The following is a 13,740-nucleotide window of genomic DNA, read 5'->3' as shown; positions in this document are numbered from 1 at the left end:
TACTTTTCGCCTGCCCTTCAATGAGCGGACTCATCCCCCTCTCGCTCTGAAGGCCAGGCCCGATGACTCCTCCAGCGCCTCCAGCGCCCTCTGCGCCTACTGCGGCTTCCACTGCAGCGGCTCTGCCGAGATCCCTCAAGGTCTTCGGCGCGGTCCTGCTGACGCTCTCCTGTGTCACGCCCGCGTCCTCGCTCTTCATCGTCGTCCCGCCGCTGCTGCAGCAGCTCGGCAGCGGGGCCGTCCTGAGTCTGCTGGTCGCGGCGTTCCTCTCGCTCGGGGTGGGGCTCTGCTACGCCGAGCTCGGCACCTTGGTGCCCAGCGCCGGAGGCGAGTACTCGATCGTCGGACAGATCCTGGGTCGCCCGATCGGCTGGCTGGTCTTCGTCATCTCGCTGGTGTCGCTGATCGTCATCCCGCCGATCATCGCGCTGGGTACGGCCGGCTACATCGCATCCGTCGTCAACGTGGACGCGAGCATCGCCGGAGCGGTGGTGATGTTGCTCGCCGTCGTGGTGGGCGTGCTGGACATCAAGTCGAACGCGCTGATCACCGGCATCTTCCTGGGGATCGAAGTGCTGGCGGCCGCCGTCGTCAGCTTCCTGGGCTTCACGCATGTGCACCAGTCGGTTGCGACGCTGATCCACCCGGTCGTCCCCGACGGAGCAGGTCACACCAGTCCGCTGACGGCGGGCCTGCTCGTCTCGGGTCTGGCGGTGGCGCTGTTCACCTACAACGGGTTCGGGACCGCGATCTACCTCTCCGAGGACCTGATCGAGCCGCGCCGCTCGGTCGCACGCACGGTGCTGTGGTCGCTGGTGGCGGGCGTCGTCGTCATCACGGTCCCGGTGACCGCGATCTGTCTGGGCGTCAGCAGTCCGGATCAGCTGGCGGCCGGGGATCTGGTCGCCGTCGTGAACAGCTGGGCCGGGAGCGGCGTCGGCACCTTTGTCAGCCTCTGCGTCGCCGCTGCGATCCTGAACGCGGTGATCGTGATGGTGCTGCAGAACGGACGCGTCCTCTTCGCCTCCGCCCGTGACCGCACCTGGCCCGAGCCGGTCAACCACGCGCTGAGCCGGATTCACCCGCGTTGGGGGTCTCCCTGGGTGGCGACGCTGGCCATCGGCCTGCCGGGTGTGGTGCTCGCGCTGGCCGTGCCGATCGACCAGCTCCTCGGCTTCACCGGTGTCGTGGTCGCCGTGATCTACCTGCTGCTCGGCGTCGCGGCGCTGGCCGCACGGCGCGGGCGGCACCGGGAGACGACGGCGTGGCGGATGCCGCTGTGGCCGGTGGCCCCGGTGGTCACCGTGGCAGCGCTGGCCTACGTGCTGACGCAGCAGACGGCGCACGACCTGATCATCACCGGCGTGGTGCTGCTGGTGGGCTTGGCCTACTGGGTCGGGTTCCTCCGTCCCCGCCTGGCCACGCACTGGCAGCTGAGCCTGCCTGCGGACCAGACCCCGCCGCCTGCGCCCGAAGCCACACCTACCGCCGGAGCCACACCCGCTGCCGACGTCACACCCGCTGCCGCGGCAGCCACCATCGCCACCGCACGGAAGAACTCATGAACCAGCACGCCGATCTGATCGTCCACAACGCCCACGTCCACACCGTCGACCCCCGACAGCCGCGCGCCGAGGCCGTGGCCGTGCGCGAAGGGCGCATCGTCTGGGTCGGCGTCGGGGGCGGTGGGGGGAGTGGGCGCAGCGCGAGGGACGCCGACGCGGGCGGCTGGCGTGACTGGCTCGGGCCGGACACGGAGGTCGTCGACGCGGGCGGACGGCTGCTGTTGCCCGGGTTCGTCGACAGTCACAACCACGTGCGGCTCGGTTCGGACAGCGCCTGCGTGCAGTTGGCCGGGGCAGGGTCGCTGCCGGAGATCGGCCGGCGGATCCAGCGTTGGCTGGCGGAGACTCCGGACGCCGAGTGGGTGGAGGCGGAGGCGTTCGACTACACCGCGATCCCGGCGGGCCGAATGCCGACGGCGGCCGATCTGGACGCGTTCACCGGCGACCGCCCGGCCTTCGTGCTGAGCTACGACGTGCACACTGCCTGGCTCAACTCGGCTGCGCTGCGGCGTCTGGGCATCGACGCGAGTGTGGCGCAGACCCCGTACGGGACCGTGCAGAAGGATCCAGGGACCGGCGAACCGACGGGCTTCCTCACTGACTTCGCCGTGCGCGGGCTCTCCCGTGACGGCCATCGGGCGCTCGAGGCAGCGGGCGTGCCGTGGGCGCACCCGGACCGGCAGTACGCGCGGCTCTGCGGCAGCCTGGACATGGCGGCCCGTTACGGCATCACGACCGTCGTCGAGCCGCAGAACTCGCTCGACGACCTGGCCCTGTACGAGCGGGCGCGGCGTGCAGGGAGGCTGCGGTCGCGCCTGGTCGCCGGGCTGTTCCACCCGCGCGGCACGAGCGACGCGGAGCTGGCGGAGTTCGCCGCGGCGGGGCGTGAGCACAGCGGCGACCGGTTCCGGGTCGGCCCGCTGAAGCTCTACATCGACGACGTCGTCGAGCCGCACACGGCAGCGCTGCTGGAGCCCTACGCGGGGCATCACTCCCACCGCGGCGAGACGTTCTACCCGCCGGAGGAGTTCGCCGAGACCTTCGCCCGCCTGGACCGCCTGGGCTTCCAGCTCTTCGTGCACGCGACCGGCGACCGCGGTATCCGCACGGTGCTGGACGCGGCGGAGTACGCGCGCAAGGTGAACGAAGGCGGGGAGGGCTACGGCGGAGCGGCCAGGGGCTACGGCGGGGACGGCGGCGCGCGGCACCAGATCGTGCACGTGGAGTGCCTCGACCCCGATGACGTGGCGCGTTTCGTCGAGCTGGATGTCGTCGCCTGCATGCAGCCCCGGCACTGCTCGCCCGACATCGCCGGTCCGGGGCAGGACTGGGCCGACGCGGTCGGCCCTGGTCGCTGGAACAAGGCCTGGCCGATGCGCAGTCTGCACGAGGCCGGAGCGCGGCTCGCTCTTTCGAGTGACTGGAACGTGGCCGAGATGGACCCGATGGTCGGTCTCTACACGGCCGTCACCCGGCAGGGTCTGGCAGGTGGTCCGGCCTGGCAGCCGGAGCAGACCCTGGACCTGGCCACGGCGGTGCACGGCTACACGATGGGCGGCGCCTACGCCAACCACCTCGACGACCGGCTCGGCTCGATCACCGTCGGCAAGTACGCGGACCTGGTCCTGCTCTCGCAGGACCTGTTCGCCCTCGACGACCCGCGCGCGATCCTGGACACGGTGGTCGATCTGTCGGTGCTCGACGGCGAAGTGGTGCAGCGCAGCTCGCGCGTCTGAGGGCCGGAGGGCCCCGCCTCCAGCCCGGGGGTTTCGGTCAGCGGCATCGCACCGGCATGCTGGTGCGATGCCGCTGACCGTGGAACTCGCCGACAAGCTCCTCGCCGACAACTTCGCACCCTGGGTGCTGGATCTGGGTCTACGGGTCGTCACGACCGGTGAACGGCACGCCGTGCTGCGACTCCCCTGGTCCGAGCGGCTCGCCCGGGAGGGTGGTGCGCTTTCCGGGCAGGCGCTGATGGCCGCCGCCGACACCGCCACGGTCGTCGCGGTCGCGGCGGCGCGGGGCGGGTACGTGCCGATGACGACCGTTCAGCTGTCGACCTCGTTCCAGCGGCCCGTGGTGGGCGCGGACGTACTGGTGCGCGCCACGCTCACCAAGTTGGGCCGCACGCTCGCCTTCGCCGACATCACGATGTCGCCGGAGGGTCCGGACGGCACCGTGGCCGAGCATGCGCCGGCAGCGCACGCGACGGCTGTCTACGCCCTGCTCAGCTAGCCCAGGCCCGTCACGACGCCTTGCCCGACGGGGAGCTGCTGGGGCCCTGGCGGCGGACCTCCTGGACGTGCCGCAGCGCGTCGCGCAGGTCACCCAGCCAGGTCTCGGCGTTGTCGCCGACCTGGCGCACGCACCAGGCCAGCGCGTCGCTGCGGCTGCGGGCGACGCCGGCCGCGACCAGGGTGTCCAGCACCTGGCGCTCCGGCTGCCGCAGCCGGGTCATCGTGGGGACGGCGAGATGGGTGAACATCATCCGTCGGCCGTCGTGCAGCACGCCCCAGGACACCTTGCGGCCGAAGTGCTCCTCCGCCGCGCGGGCCACGTGCATCCGGTCCACGCGCGTGCGCTCGCGGAACTCCGCCACCGGGTCGGTCGACCCGTCCGTCTCTTCCGCCGCAGCGGGAATCGTGCCGACGACCGTGATCTCCTCGCGGTCAGCCACGACCGTCGGCGTCTCCTCGAACAGTCCTTCGGGAAGGTGTGCGGCGAACCACTCCGCGACCGACTCCCCGGTCTTGCCCATGTCTGTCATGGATCCATGATTACACCATTACAAGATTTCAGGTAGGGGAGGTGGGGGTGTGGGTGCGACGGTCCGGGACGTGCTGATATCCGTTTTCGCATGTCCGGGCAGGTCTGTTACTGTGAACTCAACGACGCGGGGTGGAGCAGCTCGGTAGCTCGCTGGGCTCATAACCCAGAGGTCGCAGGTTCAAATCCTGTCCCCGCTACTCGCACCACTGTGGGCCTGATCGACGGACATCCGTTGATCAGGCCCACAGTGCTTTCTTCGAGCAGTGCTTGCTTTTCGGGCCTAGGCTGGCGGTATGGCACCGCCGTACACGGTCGAGCTCGAACCGGAGGTCAGGGCCTGGCTGGAGCTGTTGCCCGGTCGGCTGTTCCGTCGCTTCGAGACCTACGCGGAGCTCCTGGCCGAACTGGGGCCGGATACGCCCTCGCCGTACGTCCGGAAGCTGGGCGACGGAGTGGCAGAGCTGCGTCCGACGCTCGACGGGGTGGCCACGCGGATCACCTTCTGGATCACCGATGACCGACGCATCGTGCTGCTGACCGTCTTCCGCAAGACTCGCACGCACGAGCAGGCGCAGATCAGCCGGGCCGTGCGGGCGAAGCAGGAGTGCGAGGCGGGGCACGAGGGCCATGCACAGGCGGAGCAGGGGACCTTCACCCGCGAAGGGGACGGGGGTCTGTAATGGCGCATACCCGATGGAAGTTGGCGAGCGAGTGCAGGCTCGTCGACGGGCACCGTGAGTCGCTCGAACTGGAGCAGGAGCGGCAGGAGCACCGGCTGGCGATGGCGCTGGCGCGGGTGGTGCGCGACCGCAGGGTGGAGCTCGGCCTGTCCCAGGCCGAGCTCGCGTCCCGGATGGGCATGCCCCGGGCGGCGGTCGACCGGATCGAGGGATCCGACACGGTGCCGACACTGGCCCTGCTGACCAGACTCGCCCAGGGGCTCGAGGCCTCGCTGCACTTTGCGATCGACGCGGACGGCGCTCAGGTCACGCTGACCGAGCGGTAAACGCGTCAGCGCTCCTCGCGGAACTCCACGTGGGCGGCCGCGACCGGGTCGTACTTGCGGAGGCTCAGCCGGTCGGGGTCGTTGCGACGGTTCTTCCGGGTGACGTAGGTGTACCCGGTACCTGCGGTGGAGCGGAGCTTGACGACGGGACGGAGTTCACTGCGTGCCATGACGGCCTCTCCTGTTCCTTGCTTCTGAACTTACTTGTACGGCCGACCCGTGCTGTGGTCGGGTACGCGTCAACACGCGTCGGGGTCGGCGCATTCCCGGGCCGGGCCGGGGCGGGGCGTGGAATGATCTGTGCCCTTGACAGGTGGGGCGAGTGGTCGGACGGATGGGGCGGCGGGCCGTATGGCTGAGGCGGGGCGGATGGGTGAGGCGGGCCGTATGGCTGAGGCGGGGGAGCTCGCGCGGACGGGTCTGGCGGGGGCAGCGCGTCTGCTGCATGCGGGGCGGGACCGGGTGGTCGACGGCGGCCGGAGGGCTGCGCAGGGCGAGTGGGCCTATGCCGCGCTGACTTCGGTCGCCCCGCCTGCCGTGCCGGTGAGCGAAGCCTGGAAGCTGTCGATGGGCACACTGCTCGGCCGGCACCCGCGGACCCCGGCGCTGGCCCACAAGGCGCTCGGTCTGCTCGACGGACTCGGCGCGGTCCACCTCGGTCCGCAGGGCGTCGGTGCTTCGACGGCGAGGAGGTGGAGTGGAGCAAGATCGTCGAGATCCGCACCCGCAACGCCTTCGAGCTGATGACGACGCAGGCGCTCGAGAACGAGGTCGACCGCATCCGCACCCTGCTGCCGCCTGTTCCAGGGCGGAAGTGGCTGGTCACCCAGGCGGCCGAGGCGATGGCCACGGTGGTGCTGGCGGCGCTGGAGCAGGGTTCGACGCCGGGGCGGCTCGACGAGCTGACCGTTCCCGCCGAGATCGTCCATCGGGGACTGCTCGGACGCCAACGAGTGCTGCGGGGTGGGCTGTTCGCGGCGGCGACGCTGGTGATCGTGGAGCCTGTGGCAGACAGCCTGGCGGCGACTGCCGCGCTGCACGGAGTGCCGGTTCGCCCGGCCGCCGCGCCTGCGGAGAGCGACGAGCGCGCCCGGCTGGAGGCGCTGCGGGAGCGCACCGATGCGGTCGCCCGCCACCTGGACCAGCTGCGGCCGCCGGAGGAGCAGCGGGAGATGCAGCCGGAGATCCCGGAGCAGTCGAGCGGGGCGGTACAGCTGATGAAGGCGGACTCGACCGAGGCGCAGTAGCCCTGGAGGTCGGGTCAGTCGCGGGTCAGTCGCGGAACCAGACGAGGACCCGGCCGTCGTTGCCGGGGGCGTTCTCGTGCCGCAGGTAGAGCTTCTTGATGTGCTTCTGGTCGAGGAAGGCCACGACGCGCTGCCTGAGCTTGCCCGATCCCTTGCCGGGGATGATCTCGACGACCCGTTCGCCCGAGTGGGCGGCGGTGAAGAGGAACTGGCGCATGGCCAGCTCGATGTCCCGGTTGTTGCGGAAGATGGGATGCAGGTCGAGGCTCAGCATGCAGGGCAGCCTGTCACAGCTTGCCGGGAGATGTCAGAGCTGCACCGTGCTGCCCAGGCCGAGGGCGCGGGCGGCCGCGTGGGCGACGGAGGCGGCGGCGACGTCGAGCGCGGCGTGGCCGGTGGACTTGAAGACGGTCAGCTCGGCGGCGGCGCGGCGGCCCGGGTGCGCGCCGTCGAGGACTGCGCCGATGAGGGTGACGCGGTCAGCAGCGAGAGCCTGGAGTTCGTGCGCGCCTGCCGGAGGAGGGGAGCCCGCCGCGCCGGGCCACTCGGCGAAGAGGGCGGCGTCACGGATCGTCGCGGCGTCCAGCTCCGGGCCGTCGGAGCCGCCGACCGAGCTGATGTGGGTGCCGGGCGCGAGCCACTCGCGGCGGACGACGGGTTCGCGGGCGCCCGTGCAGCACAGGACGATGTCCGCCCCGCGCACGGCCTCCTCGATCGACGCGGCGGGCGCGACGCCGAAGCGGTCGGCCAGGGCGCGGACCCGGGCGGGGTCGCGTCCGGCGACGGTCGCCGAGGCGGCCTCGTCGTCGGTGAGAAGGGCGAGTTGGGCCGTGGCCTGGGCGCCGGTGCCGACGATGGCGATGCGTGAGGCGTCGGGGCGGGCGAGGGCGCGGAAGGCGAGCGTGGCCGTCGCGGCGGTGCGGGCGGCGGTGAGCGGTTCGGCGTCGAGCAGTGCGAGCAGGCGGCCGTCGTGCTCGTCGAAGTAGGCGACGAGACCGCGATGGGTGCTGCGGCCCGGCTGGTCGGGATCGCCGAAGACGGTGATCAGCTTGGCCGCGAGGCCCAGTCCTGGCACGTAGCCGGGCATCGCGCCGAGCAGGCCGTGCGGGGCGCGAGCCGCGATCCGGGGCGGGCTGGACGCCTCGCCGCGCGCGATGGCGACCAGGGCGTGAGTGAGGGCGGCGGTCAGGCTGGCGGTCGGGGTGGAGGTCGGGGTGGCGGTCGGGGTGGAGGCGCTGTGCGTCGGGTCGCGGGGCACGCCGGTGAGGGCGGCTTCGGTGCGGGCGTGGTCGAGGACCAGCACCTGCGCGGGGTGAGAGGCGGTGCCGGAGGAGATGGGGGAGATGGGGGAGATGGGGTAGGAGGCGCTGTCCTGGCTCATGCGTGGCCCCGGGCTGTGTGGTGGGAGGACGTCAGTTCCGCGAGGTCGCTGCTGAGTCGGTCGACCGCGGCGCGCAGCTGCCGCTCCAGCGTCGTGAGCCCCTCGCCGTCGAACTCCGCGACCGGGCCGACGACCGTCAGGGCGCAGACCGGGGTCGCGCCCGCCGCCGTGGTGACGGCGCGGCTGACCGAGGCGATCAGCTGCTGGTTGCGTCCGCGCTGGACGGCGAAGCCGCTGCTCGCGGTCCGGTCGAGATCGGCGAGCAGGCCGTCGGGGCCGGTCAGTGGGTGGCCGTCGGCCTCGGCGGGGCGGAGGTAGGGCGCGCGGGCCTCCGGGGCGAGCGCGGCGACCAGCGCCAGCGGTCCGGCGAAGCGGTGGACGGGGAGCAGTTCGTCGCGCAGGTCGCTGATCATCGCCAGCCGGGCGGGGCGCACCACGTCGACGACGCGGGACCGGTCCTCGGCCGGGACCTGCAGGTTCACCATCATGCCCGTCTCTGCGGCGAGCGCCTCCAGGACCGGACGGGCGACGCCGGCCAGCCCGTTGGCGGCGGCCGCGCCGGAGAGCCGGAGGATCGCGGTGCCGGGGAGGTAGTGGTCGCCCAGGCGCAGTACCCAGCCGCGCCGGACCAGGTCCAGGAGCACGCGGTACGCGGTCGCGCGGTGCATGCCGAGGCGGTCGGCGATCTCGGACAGGCGCAGCGGCCGGTCGGAGCCGGCCACGGTCTCGATCAGATCCAGAGCCTTGTCGACGGCGGACGTGGCTGATGCGGGCACGGGGTCCTCCTGTCGGAAGGCTGGGATAGGGTGTTGCAGACATTGAAGCAGATGTTTCAGCTGTTGTAACACCTCGCAGGAGGGGTCCCATGGTGGTCGCGTATCGCGGAGCAACGCTGCTGGACGGCACGGGAGCGCCGGTCCGCGCGGGGGTGACGATCGTTGTCGACGAGCACAAGATCCGGCTGGTCGCTGCGGACGCCGACGCCGACGCTGACGTCCCGGTGGACGCCGAGGTGGTCGAGCTCGGCGGCGCCTTCGTCGTGCCCGGGCTGATCGACTCGCACCAGCACATCGCCACCCCGCCCGACCGGGCCCTCGCCGAGGCGACGCTCCGGCGCGACCTGTACGGCGGGGTCACCGCGACCAGGGACATGGCAGACGACCTGCGTCAGGTGGCGGATCTGGCGCGCGCTGCGCTGGTCGGCGAGATCGCGGCGCCCGACATCCACTACGCCGCGCTGATGGCGGGCCCCAGCTTCTTCGAGGACCCGCGCACCTGGCAGGTCTCCCAAGGCGCGACGCCGGGGGCCGTGCCGTGGATGCAGGCGATCACGGAGGAGACGGATCTGCCGCTCGCCGTCGCCATGGCGCGCGGCACGTCTGCGACGGCGATCAAGATCTACGCCAACCTTCCCGGCGGGCTCGTGGCCGCGATCACCGCCGAGGCGCACCGGCAGGGCATCGCGGTCTGGGCGCACGGCGCGGTCTTCCCCGCGACGCCCGGCGAGGTCGTCGCGTCCGGCGTCGACTCGGTCTCCCACGTACAGCTGCTCGTGCACGAGGCGGCACAGCAGCCGCTGACGACGTACCAGCAGAAGCCCCCGATCGACTACGCCCGCTTCGCGGCCGGGGACGACGCCTGCCTCGCGGAGCTCTTCGAGGAGATGCGCCGCCGGGGCACGGTCCTGGACGCGACGGCGAGCCTGTGGGCGCGCATCGCACGCGAGGCAGGGGACGGGGCAGGAGTCGAGGACCACGAAACTCGCGAGCGGGCCGTGGCCAACGACGGTCTGTCGGCCGCGCTGACCGCGCAGGCGTTCCGGGCCGGGGTGACGGTGTCCGCGGGCACGGACTGCGATCCGGATCCGGAGCAGCCCTGGCCGCCGCTCTTCGAGGAGCTCGAGTACCTGGTCGAGCGCTGCGGGCTCACCCCGGAGCAGGCGCTGCGCAGCGCGACGTACGCCGGCGCGGTGAGCATGGGCGCCGAGGCGCGGATGGGCACGATCGAGGCAGGGAAGCTGGCCAACTTCCTCGTCCTGGCGGAGGATCCGACGCGGGACATCCGGCAACTGCGCAGCCTGCGCTTCGTCGTCAAGCGAGGCAAGCGGTACGACCGCGCGGAGTACCGGGCCGAGCACCGGGTCGAGTACCGCGCCGATCACTCAGAGCACCTGAACGGAGAGGCGTCCGCGTGAGCACGCTCAGCTACCCGATCGTCAACGCGCTCGGCGGCCTGGAGAATCCCAACGCCGAGACCGAGGCGGCAGGGCAACTCCAGCAGACCGGCGAGGAGCTGGTCATCGACGCCCGCGCGCTCGCCGAGGCCAAAGCGTCCGGGCTGACGGCCGTCAACATCACGCTGGGCTACACGCTGGGCGATCTGCCGCCCTACGAGCACACCTTGCGCGAGCTGGACGTCTGGGACGGCATCATCGCGGCGCAGCCGGACGAACTGGTCAAGGTATTGGCCGCGTCCGACATCCGCCGCGCGCATGACGAGGGGCGAGTGGGGGTGATCTACGGCTTCCAGAACGGCGTGGCCGTGGGTGAGGATCCGGCGCGGATCGGCGAGCGGGTGGGCCTCTTCGCCGAGCGCGGAGTGCGGGTTGTGCAGTTGACGTACAACCAGGCCAACCACCTGGGCGACGGGTCGATGGCGCCGGAGAACCGCGGGCTGAGCGGCTTCGGGCGGGAGGTCGTGGCCGCGCTGAACGAGCACCGGCTCATGGTCGACCTCTCCCACAGCGGCGAGCGCACCTGCCTGGAGGCCGCGCGGATCTCGCGGCAGCCGGTCTCGATCAACCACACCGGCTGCCGGGCCCTGGCCGACCTGCCCCGCAACAAGACCGACGAGGAGCTGCGCCTGGTCGCCGAGCGCGGCGGCTTCGTGGGCATCTACTTCATGCCCTTCCTCACCCTCTCCGGACACGCTCGTGCGGCCGACGTGGTCGAGCACATCGTCCACGCGGTGGACGTCTGCGGTGAGGACGCGGTCGGCATCGGCACGGACGGGCCGGTCACCGCCATCGACGATCTCGACGCCTATCGCGCCCGGTTGGCGGAGCACGTCGCCGAGCGGGCGCGGGCGGGCGTCGGGGCGGCGGGCGAGCGGGCGGACACCCTCCCCTTCGTCATCGACCTGCGTGGCGTCGACCAGTTCCGCGAGCTGATCCGGCTGTTGGAGCGGCGCGGCTTCACGGAGCAGCGGATAGCCAAGATCATGGGCGGGAACTTCATCGACTACGCCGAGCGGATCTGGCCCTGACGGGGGAGCTGGGCTTGAGCCGGCGCAGGGTCCAGCCCTCGCCGGTGGGGTCGAGGTCCTTGGTCGACTGCTTGAAGAGGTACTCGGCACGCTCGTAGGAGAGTCGGCGGCGTCCGGTGTCCGGGCACAGGTCGGCGGGGTCGGCCGGGGTGCGGGCCGGGCCGGGGCGGCGGTCGGTGAGGCAGAGGGGTCCGCGCCGGCGGTCGCCGATCAGTGCCCTGTCCGACGGGCAAGGGCGGTGGCGAGGTCGTCGAGCGGCCTGGTCTCCCCGAGGCTCAGGCGCAGCTGTCGCAGGGTCTGCGTGTAGGAGCGACGGCTGGAGGCGTCCAGCTCGGCGCGGGCGAGGAAGTCGTCGGCGGCCTCGCCGAGAGTGGGCCCCGGGGCGGCTGTGCTGCGCAGCTCGTCCGCGCGGCGCGTCGGGAGGCGCGCTCGGCGAGGCGAGGTGGTGGCGTGGCGCGGTGGGCGGGCAGCGCCGGGGCGTCGTAGCGTAGGGGTACCCAGGAAGAGCACCAGGGGAGAGCGCGCGATGGCACTGATGAAACTGGCAGCAGCACTCCTGGCCTGCGGTGGGTCCCTGGTCCCTGCGGCGGCGTCCTCCACATCCAGCACTTCCGGCGCGCCCGCCCCGGGCGGGCAGAGCACCGGTGCGCAGCAGGCCGTGCGGACGCCGATCCTGCTCGACTGCGTCGGCCACCCGCAGACGCGCCCCGGCACGTACGTGGTCGCCTGCGGAGACGGGAACAACTACCTCGTCTCCCTGCACTGGACGCAGTGGAACGGGAGCGCCGCCCGCGCCTCGGGCACCGACGTGGCCAACGACTGCGTGCCCTACTGCGCGGCCGGACACTTCCACCGCTTCCCGGTCGAGGTCACGTTGGACCGGCCGGTGTCCTGGTCCGGCCATGCCGGGTCGGTGCGGTTCACCCGGCTGACCCTCGACTACCCGGGTGCCCGGCCGACGGGCATGCCACGGCACTTCGTCTTCCCGCTCCCCAAGGGCCCGGCCGGGGTGACCCCGGTCTAGTGCCGTGCAGCAGCGCTAGGCCTCACGCCTCACGCCTCACGTCTCAGGCCGCGGCCGGGGGCGTGGAGCGGGTGCGGTGGGTGCGGATGATGTCGGCGTAGCGGTGGCCGCTGGACTTGATGGTGCGGCGCTGGGTCGGGTAGTCGACGTGGACGAGGCCGAAGCGCTTGTCGTAACCGTAGGCCCACTCGAAGTTGTCCAGCAGCGACCAGGCGTAGTACGCCGTCAGCGGCGCGCCGGCCTTGATCGCGCGGGCGCAGGCGGCGAGGTGCTGTTCGAGGTAGGCGGTGCGCTCGGGGTCGAGGACCTGCCCGTCGGCGGTGAGGACGTCCCGGTAGGCCGAGCCGTTCTCGGTGACCATGAGGCTCTGCGCGCCGTACTCCTTGGTCACCCGGAGCAGCAGTTCCTCCAGCCCCGCGGCGTGCACCTCCCAGTCCATGGCCGTCCGTGGGCCGGGGCCCGGCACCTGACGGAAGCCCGGTGCCGCGGCGCCGGGGTCGTCGGCGATGATCTGGCGGAAGTAGTAGTTGACGCCCAGCCAGTCCAGCGGCTGCGCGATGGTCGCCAGATCGCCGTCCAGGGCCGGGAGTTCGACGCCGTAGTGGTCGAGCATGTCCTGCGGGTAGCCGCGGCCGAAGATCGGGTCGAGCCACCAGCGGTTGATGTGTCCGTCGGCGCGCCGGGTGGCCGCGTGGTCGGCCTCGCTGTCGGAGGCGGGCTCGCAGGTGCTCAGGTTGTTGGTGATGCCGATCCTGGTCGGACCCGGGGAGGCGGCGCGGAGGGCCTGCGCGGCCAGGCCGTGGCCCAGGTGCAGGTGGAAGGAGGCGCGGACGGCCGCGGTGAGGTCGGTGACGCCCGGGGCCATCTTGCCCTCGAGATGGCCGATCCAGGCGCTGCACAGCGGTTCGTTCAGCGTGGCCCAGTCGGCGACCCGGTCGCCGAGGCGGGCGGCGACGACGGAGGCGTAGTCCGCGAAGGCGCGGGCGGTCGCGCGGGCCGGCCAGCCGCCCCGGTCCTGCAGGGCCTGCGGCAGGTCCCAGTGGTAGAGCGTGGCGTTGGGCCGGATCCCGGCTTCGAGCAGGGCGTCGACCAGGCGGTCGTAGTAGTCGAGACCGGCCCGGTTGACCGTGCCGGTGCCGTCGGGCATGACGCGCGGCCAGGCGATGGAGAAGCGGTAGCTGTCCAGGCCGAGGGTGCGCATCAGGGCGACGTCCTCGGGCCAGCGGTGGTAGCTGTCGCAGGCCTCCGCGCCGGTGTCGCCGTTGTCGATCGCGCCGGGCACCTGGCAGAAGGTGTCCCAGATGGAGGGGGACCGGCCGTCCTCGGCGACGGCTCCCTCGATCTGGTAGGCGGACGTGGCCGACCCCCAGCGGAAGTCAGGCCCGAACACGGAGGTGTCGAACACGGAGGGGTCGGGCGCAGGCATGGGTCTCCTCAGCTCACGGTGCGGGGTGAAGGGCAGTGCATGTGAAGGGCAGTGCGGG

At 72.0% G+C, this 13,740-nt stretch carries 17 protein-coding genes and 1 tRNA gene; 11 read left to right on the top strand and 7 right to left on the bottom strand.

The genetic code is table 11. The features are described from left to right. Positions 1-62: 62 nt before the first annotated feature. The 3 genes from ABIA32_RS03200 (at position 63) to ABIA32_RS03190 (ending at position 3,800) form a co-directional block, all read left to right on the top strand. Positions 63-1,565, top strand: coding sequence for an APC family permease (locus ABIA32_RS03200; protein WP_370092200.1), 1,503 nt, complete (start codon positions 63-65; stop codon positions 1,563-1,565). After that, positions 1,562-3,301 (top strand): amidohydrolase, encoded by a 1,740-nt coding sequence (locus ABIA32_RS03195; RefSeq protein WP_370092199.1) that lies wholly within the window; start codon positions 1,562-1,564, stop codon positions 3,299-3,301. Before ABIA32_RS03200 ends, ABIA32_RS03195 begins: the two co-directional genes overlap by 4 nt. A gap of 67 nt (positions 3,302-3,368) precedes the next feature. Next, entirely contained in the window at positions 3,369-3,800 is a 432-nt protein-coding gene (locus tag ABIA32_RS03190) for a PaaI family thioesterase (RefSeq protein ID WP_370092198.1), read from the top strand. 10 nt (positions 3,801-3,810) lie between these two features. On the opposite strand, the gene ABIA32_RS03185 is transcribed toward ABIA32_RS03190, so the two are convergent. Then, complete coding sequence (locus ABIA32_RS03185; protein WP_370092197.1) at positions 3,811-4,332, bottom strand: hypothetical protein; 522 nt, start codon at positions 4,330-4,332, stop codon at positions 3,811-3,813. A 125-nt stretch (positions 4,333-4,457) separates the two neighbouring features. Here ABIA32_RS03185 and ABIA32_RS03180 point away from each other — a divergent pair. The 3 genes from ABIA32_RS03180 to ABIA32_RS03170 all read left to right on the top strand — a co-directional run bounded on the left by ABIA32_RS03180 (position 4,458) and on the right by ABIA32_RS03170 (position 5,340). Next, positions 4,458-4,531, top strand: a tRNA-Met gene (locus ABIA32_RS03180). Between the two features lie 96 nt (positions 4,532-4,627). Next, a complete protein-coding gene (locus ABIA32_RS03175) occupies positions 4,628-5,014 on the top strand; it encodes a type II toxin-antitoxin system RelE/ParE family toxin (RefSeq protein WP_370092196.1) in 387 nt (128 codons plus the stop codon). Next, positions 5,014-5,340, top strand: a complete 327-nt coding sequence (locus ABIA32_RS03170; protein ID WP_370092195.1) for a helix-turn-helix domain-containing protein — start codon at positions 5,014-5,016, stop codon at positions 5,338-5,340. Before ABIA32_RS03175 ends, ABIA32_RS03170 begins: the two co-directional genes overlap by 1 nt. A 5-nt stretch (positions 5,341-5,345) precedes the next feature. Here ABIA32_RS03170 and rpmG read toward each other — a convergent pair whose 3' ends face one another. After that, a complete protein-coding gene (gene rpmG / locus ABIA32_RS03165; RefSeq protein WP_037607149.1) occupies positions 5,346-5,510 on the bottom strand; it encodes a 50S ribosomal protein L33 in 165 nt (54 codons plus the stop codon). 217 nt (positions 5,511-5,727) lie between these two features. Between rpmG and ABIA32_RS03160 the strand changes: the two genes are divergently transcribed. Both ABIA32_RS03160 and ABIA32_RS03155 read left to right on the top strand, forming a co-directional pair. Next, the gene (locus ABIA32_RS03160) at positions 5,728-6,084 is read left to right on the top strand and encodes a hypothetical protein (protein ID WP_370092194.1); all 357 of its coding nucleotides are present in this window, start codon (positions 5,728-5,730) and stop codon (positions 6,082-6,084) included. After that, positions 6,033-6,587, top strand: coding sequence for a hypothetical protein (locus tag ABIA32_RS03155; protein WP_370092193.1), 555 nt, complete (start codon positions 6,033-6,035; stop codon positions 6,585-6,587). Before ABIA32_RS03160 ends, ABIA32_RS03155 begins: the two co-directional genes overlap by 52 nt. Before the next feature lie 25 nt (positions 6,588-6,612). Here the strand turns inward: ABIA32_RS03155 and ABIA32_RS03150 are convergent, their stop codons facing one another. The 3 genes from ABIA32_RS03150 to ABIA32_RS03140 are packed head-to-tail and all read right to left on the bottom strand — an operon-like array spanning position 6,613 to position 8,744. After that, positions 6,613-6,861 (bottom strand): Smr/MutS family protein, encoded by a 249-nt coding sequence (locus ABIA32_RS03150; RefSeq protein ID WP_370092192.1) that lies wholly within the window; start codon positions 6,859-6,861, stop codon positions 6,613-6,615. A gap of 33 nt (positions 6,862-6,894) precedes the next feature. Then, positions 6,895-7,968, bottom strand: coding sequence for an ornithine cyclodeaminase family protein (locus ABIA32_RS03145; RefSeq protein WP_370092191.1), 1,074 nt, complete (start codon positions 7,966-7,968; stop codon positions 6,895-6,897). Continuing rightward, a complete protein-coding gene (locus ABIA32_RS03140) occupies positions 7,965-8,744 on the bottom strand; it encodes an IclR family transcriptional regulator (RefSeq protein WP_370092190.1) in 780 nt (259 codons plus the stop codon). Before ABIA32_RS03140 ends, ABIA32_RS03145 begins: the two co-directional genes overlap by 4 nt. A gap of 89 nt (positions 8,745-8,833) precedes the next feature. Here ABIA32_RS03140 and ABIA32_RS03135 point away from each other — a divergent pair, with 89 nt between their 5' ends. Next, positions 8,834-10,162, top strand: coding sequence for an amidohydrolase family protein (locus tag ABIA32_RS03135; protein ID WP_370092189.1), 1,329 nt, complete (start codon positions 8,834-8,836; stop codon positions 10,160-10,162). Continuing rightward, the gene (locus tag ABIA32_RS03130) at positions 10,159-11,232 is read left to right on the top strand and encodes a dipeptidase (protein WP_370092188.1); all 1,074 of its coding nucleotides are present in this window, start codon (positions 10,159-10,161) and stop codon (positions 11,230-11,232) included. Before ABIA32_RS03135 ends, ABIA32_RS03130 begins: the two co-directional genes overlap by 4 nt. A 210-nt stretch (positions 11,233-11,442) precedes the next feature. Here the strand turns inward: ABIA32_RS03130 and ABIA32_RS03125 are convergent, their stop codons facing one another. Then, on the bottom strand, positions 11,443-11,742 hold the full coding sequence (locus ABIA32_RS03125; RefSeq protein ID WP_370092187.1) for a hypothetical protein: 300 nt from the start codon (positions 11,740-11,742) through the stop codon (positions 11,443-11,445). A 16-nt stretch (positions 11,743-11,758) separates the two neighbouring features. On the opposite strand from ABIA32_RS03125, the gene ABIA32_RS03120 reads away from it, so the two are divergent. Beyond that, complete coding sequence (locus ABIA32_RS03120; RefSeq protein WP_370092186.1) at positions 11,759-12,256, top strand: hypothetical protein; 498 nt, start codon at positions 11,759-11,761, stop codon at positions 12,254-12,256. Positions 12,257-12,299: 43 nt separating this feature from the next. Here the strand turns inward: ABIA32_RS03120 and ABIA32_RS03115 are convergent, their stop codons facing one another. Next, the gene (locus ABIA32_RS03115; protein ID WP_370092185.1) at positions 12,300-13,682 is read right to left on the bottom strand and encodes a GH1 family beta-glucosidase; all 1,383 of its coding nucleotides are present in this window, start codon (positions 13,680-13,682) and stop codon (positions 12,300-12,302) included. Positions 13,683-13,740 lie beyond the last annotated feature (58 nt).

It is taken from the genome of Streptacidiphilus sp. MAP12-20, assembly GCF_041262525.1.
Taxonomy (GTDB): Bacteria; Actinomycetota; Actinomycetes; order Streptomycetales; family Streptomycetaceae; genus Streptacidiphilus.
This window is presented reverse-complemented; position numbering and strand designations above follow the sequence as displayed.

What these genes read in the sequence shown, in the direction of transcription:
- ABIA32_RS03195 (WP_370092199.1), top strand. Translation starts at nt 1,562, where the DNA reads ATGAACCAGCACGCCGATCTGATCGTCCACAACGCCCACGTCCACACC.
- ABIA32_RS03115 (WP_370092185.1), bottom strand. Translation starts at nt 13,682, where the DNA reads ATGCCTGCGCCCGACCCCTCCGTGTTCGACACCTCCGTGTTCGGGCCT.
- ABIA32_RS03160 (WP_370092194.1), top strand. Translation starts at nt 5,728, where the DNA reads ATGGCTGAGGCGGGGGAGCTCGCGCGGACGGGTCTGGCGGGGGCAGCG.
- ABIA32_RS03120 (WP_370092186.1), top strand. Translation starts at nt 11,759, where the DNA reads ATGGCACTGATGAAACTGGCAGCAGCACTCCTGGCCTGCGGTGGGTCC.
- ABIA32_RS03185 (WP_370092197.1), bottom strand. Translation starts at nt 4,332, where the DNA reads ATGACAGACATGGGCAAGACCGGGGAGTCGGTCGCGGAGTGGTTCGCC.
- ABIA32_RS03190 (WP_370092198.1), top strand. Translation starts at nt 3,369, where the DNA reads ATGCCGCTGACCGTGGAACTCGCCGACAAGCTCCTCGCCGACAACTTC.
- ABIA32_RS03200 (WP_370092200.1), top strand. Translation starts at nt 63, where the DNA reads ATGACTCCTCCAGCGCCTCCAGCGCCCTCTGCGCCTACTGCGGCTTCC.
- ABIA32_RS03170 (WP_370092195.1), top strand. Translation starts at nt 5,014, where the DNA reads ATGGCGCATACCCGATGGAAGTTGGCGAGCGAGTGCAGGCTCGTCGAC.
- ABIA32_RS03175 (WP_370092196.1), top strand. Translation starts at nt 4,628, where the DNA reads ATGGCACCGCCGTACACGGTCGAGCTCGAACCGGAGGTCAGGGCCTGG.
- ABIA32_RS03150 (WP_370092192.1), bottom strand. Translation starts at nt 6,861, where the DNA reads ATGCTGAGCCTCGACCTGCATCCCATCTTCCGCAACAACCGGGACATC.
- ABIA32_RS03145 (WP_370092191.1), bottom strand. Translation starts at nt 7,968, where the DNA reads ATGAGCCAGGACAGCGCCTCCTACCCCATCTCCCCCATCTCCCCCATC.
- ABIA32_RS03135 (WP_370092189.1), top strand. Translation starts at nt 8,834, where the DNA reads ATGGTGGTCGCGTATCGCGGAGCAACGCTGCTGGACGGCACGGGAGCG.
- rpmG (WP_037607149.1), bottom strand. Translation starts at nt 5,510, where the DNA reads ATGGCACGCAGTGAACTCCGTCCCGTCGTCAAGCTCCGCTCCACCGCA.